Origin of the sequence: Kitasatospora sp. NPDC057198, assembly GCF_042670125.1 — a bacterium.
In the GTDB taxonomy this organism is placed as follows: domain Bacteria; phylum Actinomycetota; class Actinomycetes; order Streptomycetales; family Streptomycetaceae; genus Kitasatospora.
Genome location: NZ_JBHUWH010000290.1, coordinates 1 through 10283, shown reverse-complemented (window position 1 = coordinate 10283; position 10283 = coordinate 1). Strand labels below are relative to the sequence as shown.

Here is a 10283-nt window from a genome sequence, read left to right as displayed (position 1 = left end):
AAGTCCGCCACCGTCAAGAAGATCGACAAGGGCGCGGAGATCAACCTGGACGCCCCGGACTACCGGCAGAAGCTCGTCGACATCGCCCGCGGCGCGGCCTCCGGCGACCGGGACGGCTACTTCGCCGAGCTCGACAAGAAGTGGTCCGAGTCCCAGAAGACCGTCAACGGCTGACCGCAACGGTCGAGTTGACCGAGCGGCCCGGCCCTGCCCCCGCCCTGACGAGTACGGGCAGGGCCGTGCCGCCCACCAGGTGTCAGGACTTGAGAAGGAACGGAAGATGACTGCACTGCAGAGGGACCGGGGCGCCGGAAAGCCCCCCGCGCAGGCCGCGCCGGCCGGCGGCGCCGCTCCGGCCGGCCTGCGCCGCGCTCCCCGGCGCAAGGCTCTGCGCCGCCACTGGTGGTTCACGCCCTGGCTGTACCTGCTGGTACCGCTGGTGTTCCTGGTGACGTTCACCTACCTGCCGATCGGGGACATGATCGGCTACAGCTTCACCGACTGGGACGGCATCAGCCCGGAGCGCAACAACGTCGGCTTCGAGAACTACACCGACCTGTTCACCCGGCCCGAGCTGTTCAAGGTCTTCCTGGTCTCCGGCGTCTACCTGGTCGCCGCGGTGCTGCAGATCGCGCTGGCCCTGTACTTCGCCACCGTGCTGAGCTTCAACACCCGCTTCCGGAACCTGTTCAAGGGCATCCTGTTCTTCCCGTACCTGATCAACGGCGTCGCGATCGGGTTCGTCTTCCTGTTCTTCTTCCAGCCGCACGGCACCCTCGACTCGCTGCTGTCGATGATCGGCGTGCACGGCAAGCACCAGTGGCTCGGCGACCCGGACCTGGTCAACAAGTCGCTGGCCGGCGTGTCGGTGTGGCGCTACACCGGCCTGAACCTGGTGCTGTTCCTGGGCGCCATCCAGTCGATCCCGCCGCACCTGTACGAGGCCGCCGCGCTGGACGGCGCCAACCGCTGGCAGCAGTTCCGGCACATCATCGCGCCCAGCATCAAGCCGGTGATCAGCCTCAGCGCGATCCTCGCGGTCTCCGGCTCGCTCGCCGTCTTCGAGATCCCGTACATCATGACCGGCGGCTCCAACGGCTCGCAGACCTTCGTCATCCAGAGCATCAACATGGCGTTCAAATTCGACAAGTTCGGGCTCGCCTCGGCCAGCGCCGTCGTGCTGATCGTCCTGATCCTGATCGTCACCTGGATCCAGCGCCGCCTGGTGCCGGAGGAGAGGGTGGAACTGTCGTGACCACCAACGCCGTTACGAACAACCGTCGCCGCTTCCACGCCCGTTCCGCCGCCGCGTCCGGCGCCAAGTACCTGTCCCTGGTGCTGGCCAGCGCCGTGGTGCTGGTGCCGCTGCTGGTGATCCTGTTCACCTCGCTGAAGACCCGGAAGGAGGCGCTGGCCACCGGGCCGCTCGACCTGCCCTCGAACTGGTTCAACTTCGAGAACTTCCGCATCGCCTTCACCCAGGGCAACATGATGCCCGCCTTCCTGAACACCGGGATCATCCTGCTGGTGTCCGTCACCGGCACCGTGCTGATCGGCTCGATGACCGCCTACGCGATCGACCGCTTCGAGTTCCGGTTCAAGAAGCTCGTCATGGGCGCGTTCCTGCTCGCCAGCCTGGTGCCCTCGGTCACCACCCAGGTCGCCACCTTCCAGATCGTCAACGAGCTGGGCGCGTTCAACACCCGCTGGGCGCCGATCCTGCTCTACCTGGGCACCGACATCATCTCGATCTACATCTTCCTGCAGTTCATCCGCTCCATCCCGGTCTCCCTCGACGAGGCCGCCCGGCTGGACGGGGCGAACTCGTTCACCATCTACTGGCGGATCATCCTGCCGATGCTCAAGCCGGCCATCGCCACCGTGGTGATCGTCAAGGGCGTGACGGTCTACAACGACTTCTTCATCCCGTTCCTGTACATGCCCTCCACCGACCTGGGCACCATCTCCACCTCGCTGTTCCGCTTCCAGGGCCCGTTCGGCGTCAACTGGGAGATCATCTCGGCCGGCGCGATCCTGGTCATCCTCCCCACCCTGGTCGTCTTCCTCGCCCTGCAGCGCCTCATCTACGCCGGCTTCGCCGCCGGCTCCAGCAAGTGAGCCGCCGCACCGGGGGGAACGAACGGCGGCACCGCACCTGCGCCGCGGTGCCGCCGCGCGGGGGGCGCACCGGCCGGACGCACGGGGTACGGGCGGGACGGGCGGGACGGGCGTACGGGGGAGCGGTCGGGCGGGTACGGGAGGCGGCGCGGTGAGCGGACGCGTCACCATCCGGGAGGTCGCCGCCCTCGCCGGGGTCTCCGCCGGGGCCGTCTCACTGGCCCTGAACGACCGGCCCGGGGTGTCCAGCGCCACCCGGGAGCGGATCCGGGCCGCCGCCGAACAGCTCGGCTGGGTGCCCAGCCAGGCCGCCCGCAGCCTGGCCCGGCTCACCCCCGGCAGCGACACCGTCGGGCTGGTCATCACCCGCCCGGCCCGCCAACTCGGCCTGGAGCCCTTCTACATGGAGTTCATCTCCGGCATCCAGAGCGTGCTGGAGGAACGCTCGGCCACCCTGCTGCTGCGCCTGGTCCGCGACCGGGAACAGGAGATCGCCGTGCACCGCACCTGGTGGCGCACCCGCCGGGTCAGCGGCTCCGTCCTGGTCGACCTCACCGAGGCCGATCCGCGGATCCCCGCCCTCGCCGCCCTCGGCATGCCCACCGTCGCGGCCGGCCACCCCGGCCTGGCCGGAGGGGAGTTGGCCGCCGTCTGGACCGACGACTCGGCCGCCGTCGAGGACGCCGTCCGCTACCTCGCGATGCTCGGCCACCGCCGGATCGCCCGGGTCGGCGGTGATCCCGACCTCGGCCACACCGCGATCCGCACCAGGGCGCTGGCCGCCGTCGCCGAACAGCTCGGACTGGAGCCGCCGCGCAGCGTCCCCACCGACTTCTCCGGCCAGGCCGGCGCCCGCGCCACCCGGATGCTGCTCGCCTCCGCGCACCGCCCCACCGCGATCATCTACGACAACGACATCATGGCCGTCGCGGGCATCTCGGTCGCCGCCGAGTTCGGCCTGCACGTCCCCGCCGACCTGTCGCTGATCGCCTGGGACGACTCCCAGCTGTGCCGGCTCACCCACCCCGCGCTGTCCGCGATGAGCCACGACGTGCACGGCTACGGCGCGCTGGTCGCCCGCACCCTGTTCGACGTCATCGAACACCGCGGCCGGCCCGCCGGACCGGCCCCCACCCCCGTCCTCGTCCCGCGCGGCAGCAGCGCCCCGCCCGGCGCCGCCCGCTGACCGCCCCGCCCGCCGCCGTCCACTGACCGCCTCGCCCGCAGACTCCCGGCCCGTCCCCGACTCCCTCTGAGGGTAAGGAAGTCCGGGGCCGGGCCGGGGCACCACCCGCCCGGAGTACACCCGATGACCGCCGACCTGCTCGACACCACGATCCGCCGCTACGCCTGGGGCTCCACCACCGCCCTCGCCCACCTCGCCGGACGCCCGCCCACCGGCGAACCCGAGGCCGAACTCTGGATGGGCGCCCACCCCGCCACCCCCTCCCGGATCGACCGCGGCCGGGGCCCCGAACCGCTCGACGCCGTCATCGCCCGCGACCCCGCCGCCGAACTCGGCCCCCGCACCGCCGACCGCTTCGGCCCCCGACTGCCCTTCCTGCTCAAGCTGCTCGCCGCCGACCACGCCCTCTCCGTCCAGGTGCACCCCAGCACCGCCCAGGCCGAAGCCGGGTACGCCGCCGAGGATGCCGCCGGACTCCCGCTCGACGACCCCCGGCGGATCTACCGCGACCGCAGCCACAAACCCGAACTGATCTGCGCCCTTGGCGAGTTCGACGCCCTCTGCGGCTTCCGCGACCCGCGCGCCAGCGCCGAGCTCTGGCAGCGCCTCGACCTCCCCGTCCTCGCCCCCTGGATCGCCACCCTGCGCACCGCCCCCGCCGGGACCGCCCTGCGCACCGTCCTGACCGCCGCCCTCACCGAGGACCGCGCCCGGGGCGAGCAGGCTGCCGCCGAACTACCCGCTGCCATGCGGAAGTTGGTGGACAGCGGCGACCCGGACGCGGCGACCTGGGCCGCCTGCCTGGACGCCGCCCGCGACTACCCCGGCGACCCCGGCATCCTGGCCGCCCTGCTGCTCAACCACGTCCGGCTCGGCCCCGGGCAGGCCCTCTACCTCGACGCCGGCGTCCCGCACGCCTACCTGCGCGGACTCGGCGTCGAGATCATGGCCAACTCCGACAACGTGCTGCGCTGCGGACTCACCCCCAAGCACGTCGACACCGCCGCCCTCGCCGAGGTCGTCGACTTCCGCCCCACCGCCCCGCGCCGCGCCCCCGCCGTCCCCACCGGCCCCGGCGAACTCGAATTCCGCACCCCCGCCGCCGAGTTCGCCCTCTCCCGGATCGAACTCGGCACCCCCGCCACCGTCGTGGTCGAGGACGACGGCCCGCAGATCCTGCTCTGCGTCCGCGGCACCGCCCGCCTGGACGACGGCCCCGACTCCGGCTCCGACCCCGGCCCCGCCCTCGCGCCGGGCGAATCCGCGTACGTCCCCGCCGCGAGCGGACCGCTGCGGCTGACCGGGGACGCGACGGTCTTCCGGGCGAGGGTGCCGCGGGAGCGGTGAACCCGGCGCGGGCGGGCAGAAGCCGTAGTGTCCGTCCCGAACCACCTGATCCCGCCCCGAACCACCTGATCCCGTCCCGAACCGCCCGCCGCCCGGTGACCGTCATCCCGGACGGCGGGCACCGCACGTCCCCGCCACGCCCCAGGAGCCCGCATGCAGCCCGCCGCCACGACCGTCCTGTTCCAGGGCGACAGCATCACCGACGCCGGACGCGACCGCACCCGCCCCGACCACCTCGGCCACGGTTACGCCGCCCTGATCGCCCCCGCCCTCCCCGGCGCCCCCACCGTCCTCAACCGCGGCATCGGCGGAGACCGCCTCGCCGACCTGAGCGCCCGCTGGGACACCGACACCCTCGCCCACCGGCCGGACCTCGTCTCGCTGCTGATCGGCGTCAACGACACCTGGCGCCACCACGACAGCGGCCTGCCCAGCCCCGTCGACGCCTGGGAGGACGAGTACCGGGAACTGCTGCGCCGCCTGCACGCCCACTGCGCGCCCCGGCTCGTCCTGATCGAACCCTTCCTCGTCCCGGTCACCCCCGAGCAGTGGACCTGGCGCGGGGACCTCGACCCGCGCATCCACGCCGTCCGCCGCCTCGCCGCCGAGCACGACGCCCTGCTGCTCGCCGCCGACGGCCTGCTCAACCAGGCCGCCCGCACCGCCGGCGACCCCGCCCTGATCACCCTCGACGGCGTCCACCCCACCCCGCTCGGCCACGGCCTGCTCGCCGACGCCTGGCTGAGCCTGGTCACCGGCGCGGCCTGACCCCGGCCGGGGAGCGGCCGCCGAAATCCGCTGGACGGGCTCCGTAGGGTCGGCCGCATGACGTACGAGATCTCGTTCTGGCGGGTGCCCGAGGGCAGCACCCCGGAGGCCGTCCAGGCCGAGCAGAACGCCGCCTACGACGCCTGGGCCGCCGAGACCGGCGGGGACGACTGCCACCCCCACAGCGTGACGGAGGACCGCCGGGCCGACTGGGAGCGGCTGCTGCGGCGGATCACCGCCGAGATCGGGCCCGGCGAGGCCGCGGAGTACCCCTCCCGCCTGGAGTTCTGGCGGTACGGCCCCGACGGCGTCTTCCAACTCCTCTACACCGGCGACGGGGCGAGCATCGAGATCCCGTACCGGTACCCCGGCGGGGCCGCGCTCCCGATCACGACCGAGGCGTACCGGGCCGCCCGGATGGTGGAGGAGGAACTCGGCCTGCTCGGCCACGACCACGAGGTCGACCAGCCCGTCCGCACCGGCGACCCGCGCAAGGCCGCCGCCCGGCTCGGCGGCGTCGCCACCCGGGCGTGGCAGACCCCGGGCTGAGCCGTCCGGCCGTCGTTCAGCCGCCGGCGGCCGGAAGCGGACGGGGAGGGACCGGGGAGGGGGCGGGCCTGCCGGGCGGGGCGGTGCGCGCACTATCCTCCCTGACATGACCAGCAGCCCCACCAGCAGCACCCGCGGCGCCCGCCCGACCATGAAGGACGTCGCGGCGGCGGCCGGGGTCGGGCTGAAGACGGTCTCCCGGGTGGTGAACGGCGAGAGCGGCGTCACGGCCGAGATGGCCGCCCGCGTCCAGGCCGCGATCGAGACGCTCGGCTTCCGGCGCAACGACAGCGCCCGGCTGCTGCGCACCGGCCGCACCGCCAGCGTCGCCCTGCTGCTGGAGGACATCAGCGACCCGTTCTCCTCCGCGCTCTCCCGCGCCGTCGAACAGGTCGCCGCCGCCGAGGGCTGCCTGCTGTTCACCGGCTCCAGCGGCGAACAGCCGCACCGTGAGAAGGAGTTGGCCCTCGCCTTCTGCGCCCGCCGGGTCGACGGACTGATCGTCGTCCCGGCCGGCGACGACCACGGCTACCTGCTGCCCGAAGTCGAGTCCGGCACCCCCGTGGTCTTCCTGGACCGCCCCGGCAGCATCGCCGCCGACGCCGTCCTCAGCGACAACGCCGGCGGCGCGAAGGCCGGCACCGCCCACCTGATCGCCCACGGCCACCGCCGGATCGGCTTCGTCGGCGACCTCCCCACCATCCACACCGCCGCCGAGCGCGCCCGCGGCTACCGCGAGGCGATGGCCGCCGCCGGCCTCCCCGTCGACGAGAGGTGGATCGACTGCGGCCCCACCGACCGCGCCCGGGTCGCCGCCGCCGTCCACCGCCTCACCACCGGCCCCGACGCCGTCACCGCCCTGTTCACCGCCAACAACCGCGTCACCCTCGCCGCCCTCCACCACCTCCCCGGCGGGGCCCGCCCCGCCCTGGTCGGCTTCGACGACCTCGAACTCGCCGACCTGCTCACCCCCGGGCTCACCGTCGTCGCCCAGGACCCGGTCGCCCTCGGCGCGCTCGCCGCCCGCCGGCTGTTCGACCGCCTGGCGGGAGAAGCCACGCCCCCGGCGCGGCTGGAGATCCCGACGCTGCTCATCCCGCGCGGCTCGGGCGAGACACCGCCCGGGGGGCGCTGAGAGCGCCGCCCGGGGCACCGGGAACGGCGAGGCCCGGTCCGCGGGCGGTGCACTGCCGCCCGGCGCACCGGCTTCGGGTTCCGTCCGGGACACGCGGCAGCACGGACGCCTCGACGGGCTCCGGCCGTCAGCGGCACGGCCCCGCCGTCCCCCGGGCCCGGTACGTGCGCGTCCCGTCGGTCTTCTACGCCTGGTAGAGCGTGTGCAGCCAGTAGCGCTGGTCCGCGTCGAGGAGGTGCGGGGGCAGGTCGGCGATCCAGGCGGCGACCTCGGGGCCGACCGGGAGTTCGCCGTAGAAGCCGAGGCGGAGGTCGGGGAGGCGGGCGAGGTGCAGCCAGTCGTCGACGGTGCGGGTGAGGTGGTGTTCGGCGGTCGGGGTGCGGGTCCCGGCCCAGGTGGTGAGCCAGGGGGTGGCGGTGCCGGTGACGACCGCGACGGTCTCCAGGACTTCGGCGGCGTTCGCGGTGGGGTCGGCGAGGGTGGCGGGCCACCAGGCGTCCAGGACGTCCCGGACGAGTTCGGCGCGGTGCCAGGAGGTCCAGTCGGCGGAGACCAGCCGGGCGGCGATCAGGGGGCCGTCGACGGCCAGCGTACGGGTGGTCAACTGCCGTAGCAGGCGCGGGGCGAGGCGGCGGTAGAGGGTGGGGAAGTCGACCCAGTGGTCGGGGCTCTTCGCGGCCACCGAGTGCAGCAGCCGGTCCGGGATCAGGTCGGGCGGCCCGGAGAGGAGGGCGAGTTCCTCCGGGGCGTAGCAGTGTCCGCAGCCGTCGACCGCCGGTCCGGGGCGGGCGGTGCGGCCGAGGGCGTCCAGGGCGTGGTGCAGGCGCTGTTGCGCGGTCGTCATGCCGGTCCCCGTCGGGTACTCCGCCGGGTCCGTCCGGCGAAGATTGCGACGCTACCAGGAGCCGATGTGCCGCCCGGCGGCGGGGACCTGACAGGATGGGGACCCGCAGGTGGCGGGTACGCGAGGGACGGGGTGAGCAGCAGGATGCAGCGCCGGGTGACCATCCGGGACGTGGCGGCGCGGGCCGGGGTGTCCGCGGGGGCGGTCTCGCTGGCCCTCAACGACCGGCCGGGCGTCTCCGACGCGACGCGGCGGCGGATCGTCGAAGCGGCCCGCGAACTCGGCTGGTCGCCGAACCTGGCGGCCCGCTCGCTGGCCCAGGGCGACCGGGTGCACACCGTCGGCATGGCGCTGACCCGGGGCGGACCGGGGCTGGACCAGGTGCAGATGGCGCTGATCGGCGGCATCGAGCAGGTGCTCGCGGAGCGGCCGTGCGCGCTGCTGCTGCACAGCGTCCCGGACCGGGACGCGGAGATCGCGCTGTACCGGCAGTGGTGGCAGTCCGGGCGGGTGAACGGTTCGGTGCTGGTCGGGGTGGTCGCCGCCGACCCCCGGCTGGAGCCGGTGCACAAGCTCGGGATGCCCGCCGTCGCGGTCAGCCAGCCCGCGCTGTCGGGCCCGTTCCCGGCGGTGTGGACGGACGACGCGGCGGCGATCGCCGAGGCCGTCCGCTACCTGGCGCTGCTCGGCCACCGCCGGATCGCCCACGTCACCGGCCCCGAGGCGCTCGGCCGCACGCTGCTGCGCGGGGACGCGTTCACCGCGACCGCCGCCGAACTCCCCGCCGTCACGGCCCGCAGCCTGCCCACCGACCTGTCTGCGCACGCCGGAGCCCGGGCCACCCGCACCCTGCTGACGGCCGCCGAACGGCCCACCGCGATCGTCTACGACAACGACATCATGGCCGTCGCCGCGATCGCCGTCGCCGAGGAACTCGGCCTGCGCGTCCCGCAGGACGTCTCGCTGGTCGCCTGGGACGACTCCGACCTGTGCCGGATCACCCGCCCGCAGCTCTCCGCCCTCAGCCACGACCCGTTCGCCGTCGGCGAGGAGGTGGCCCGCTGCCTGCTGGAGCTCATCGACGAGGGCCGCGCCCCGTCCCGCCCGGCGGGGACGCCGGTGCTGGTGCCGCGCGGGAGCACCGGCCCGGCGCCGACGGGGTAAGTGCCCTGGGAGGTGCAGGGGTTGGTGGGTCGGTGGGTTGCCGGGGGCGGGGGAGGGGTCGGCGAGGAGGTGGCCCGCTGCCTGCTGGAGCTCATTGACGGCGGGCGTGCGTCGTCGCGTCCGGCGGGGACGCCGGTGCTGGTGCCGCGCGGGAGCACCGGCCCGGCGCCGACGGCGTAAGTGCCCTGGGAGGTACAGGGGTTGGTGGGTCGGTGGGTCGGTGGGTTGCCGGGGGCGGGGGAGAGGTCGGCGAGGAGGTGGCCCGCTGCCTGCTGGAGCTCATCGACGAGGGCCGCGCCCCGTCCCGCCCGGCGGGGACGCCGGTGCTGGTGCCGCGCGGGAGCACCGGCCCCGCTGCGTCCTGAGCGGGGTGGCGGCGGGCATACTTGACCGACGATCAACGGTACGTACGGGGTGGTGGCAGGGTGAAACTCGCTGAGGCGCTCGCGCAGCGCGCGGCCGCGGTGCGGCAGGTGGAGCAGTTGCGGACGCGGGTCGTCGGCAGTGCCCGTTACCAGGAGGGCGAGGAGCCCGCCGAGGACGCGGCGGAGGTGCTGGCCCGGTCCGGGGAGGTGCTGGACGAGCTGGAGTCGCTGATCCGCCGGATCAACCGGACCAACTCCACCGTGCTGGTCGAGGGCGGCGGCACGCTCACCGACGCGCTCGCCCGTCGGGACGTGCTGCGGCTGCGGCACTCGGTGATCACCTCGGCCGCCGACGCCGCCTCCGGACGCGACCAGCGCGGGGCCGTCCGGCAACTGCGCTCCGAGCTGCGGATCCTCTCCGCCCTCCCGGTGGCCGAACTGCGTTCGCGGGCCGACGAGTTGGCCAAGGAGATCCGTGAGGTGGACACCCTGATCCAGCGCACCAACTGGGAGGTCGACCTGATCGAGGACTGACCCGGCCATCGGCCGGCAGTCCCCACGAGCAGGGTGTGGGAGAGCAGGTAGTTGCCACGGAGGCGTGCACGGACCGAGGCCGGCGGATTCCGGCCACCGGTGCGTGGAGAGCAACGCCGGGGTTCAATTCCCCAACGACAGTGCAGCTCAGCACCGCGCACAGGTGACGGCGCACAGCGCACACCTCACCACCGCGTGCAGATCCGTGACGACGAGGGCGGGAACGGGGCACCCCACACCCGGACGCGAGGGCCGTACCGTTCAACCCGGTAC

General features: G+C 74.0%; 11 protein-coding genes. 10 read left to right on the top strand and 1 reads right to left on the bottom strand.

The features are described from left to right. Positions 1–280 precede the first annotated feature (280 nt). The 7 genes from ACFUEL_RS27000 to ACFUEL_RS26970 all read left to right on the top strand — a co-directional run bounded on the left by ACFUEL_RS27000 (position 281) and on the right by ACFUEL_RS26970 (position 7103). A complete protein-coding gene (locus ACFUEL_RS27000) occupies positions 281–1255 on the top strand; it encodes a carbohydrate ABC transporter permease (protein WP_380239360.1) in 975 nt (324 codons plus the stop codon). Between the two features lie 71 nt (positions 1256–1326). Beyond that, positions 1327–2118, top strand: coding sequence for a carbohydrate ABC transporter permease (locus ACFUEL_RS26995; protein WP_380239362.1), 792 nt, complete (start codon positions 1327–1329; stop codon positions 2116–2118). A 151-nt stretch (positions 2119–2269) separates the two neighbouring features. Further along, positions 2270–3304, top strand: a complete 1035-nt coding sequence (locus ACFUEL_RS26990; RefSeq protein ID WP_380239359.1) for a LacI family DNA-binding transcriptional regulator — start codon at positions 2270–2272, stop codon at positions 3302–3304. A gap of 123 nt (positions 3305–3427) precedes the next feature. After that, positions 3428–4651, top strand: a complete 1224-nt coding sequence (gene manA / locus ACFUEL_RS26985; RefSeq protein ID WP_380239358.1) for a mannose-6-phosphate isomerase, class I — start codon at positions 3428–3430, stop codon at positions 4649–4651. Positions 4652–4804: 153 nt separating this feature from the next. After that, a complete protein-coding gene (locus tag ACFUEL_RS26980) occupies positions 4805–5419 on the top strand; it encodes an SGNH/GDSL hydrolase family protein (protein WP_380239357.1) in 615 nt (204 codons plus the stop codon). A gap of 57 nt (positions 5420–5476) precedes the next feature. Continuing rightward, entirely contained in the window at positions 5477–5968 is a 492-nt protein-coding gene (locus ACFUEL_RS26975; RefSeq protein ID WP_380239356.1) for a hypothetical protein, read from the top strand. Positions 5969–6074: 106 nt separating this feature from the next. After that, positions 6075–7103 (top strand): LacI family DNA-binding transcriptional regulator, encoded by a 1029-nt coding sequence (locus tag ACFUEL_RS26970; RefSeq protein ID WP_380239355.1) that lies wholly within the window; start codon positions 6075–6077, stop codon positions 7101–7103. A gap of 184 nt (positions 7104–7287) precedes the next feature. Here the strand turns inward: ACFUEL_RS26970 and ACFUEL_RS26965 are convergent, their stop codons facing one another. Next, on the bottom strand, positions 7288–7947 hold the full coding sequence (locus ACFUEL_RS26965) for a hypothetical protein (protein ID WP_380239354.1): 660 nt from the start codon (positions 7945–7947) through the stop codon (positions 7288–7290). A gap of 144 nt (positions 7948–8091) precedes the next feature. Between ACFUEL_RS26965 and ACFUEL_RS26960 the strand changes: the two genes are divergently transcribed. The 3 genes from ACFUEL_RS26960 (at position 8092) to ACFUEL_RS26950 (ending at position 10010) form a co-directional block, all read left to right on the top strand. Beyond that, entirely contained in the window at positions 8092–9111 is a 1020-nt protein-coding gene (locus ACFUEL_RS26960; RefSeq protein ID WP_380239361.1) for a LacI family DNA-binding transcriptional regulator, read from the top strand. A 212-nt stretch (positions 9112–9323) separates the two neighbouring features. After that, positions 9324–9476 carry a hypothetical protein gene (locus ACFUEL_RS26955; RefSeq protein WP_380239353.1) on the top strand — a complete coding sequence of 51 codons (153 nt, stop codon included), beginning with the start codon at positions 9324–9326 and terminating at the stop codon, positions 9474–9476. Positions 9477–9536: 60 nt separating this feature from the next. Further along, a complete protein-coding gene (locus ACFUEL_RS26950) occupies positions 9537–10010 on the top strand; it encodes a DIP1984 family protein (RefSeq protein ID WP_380239352.1) in 474 nt (157 codons plus the stop codon). Positions 10011–10283: the final 273 nt, after the last annotated feature.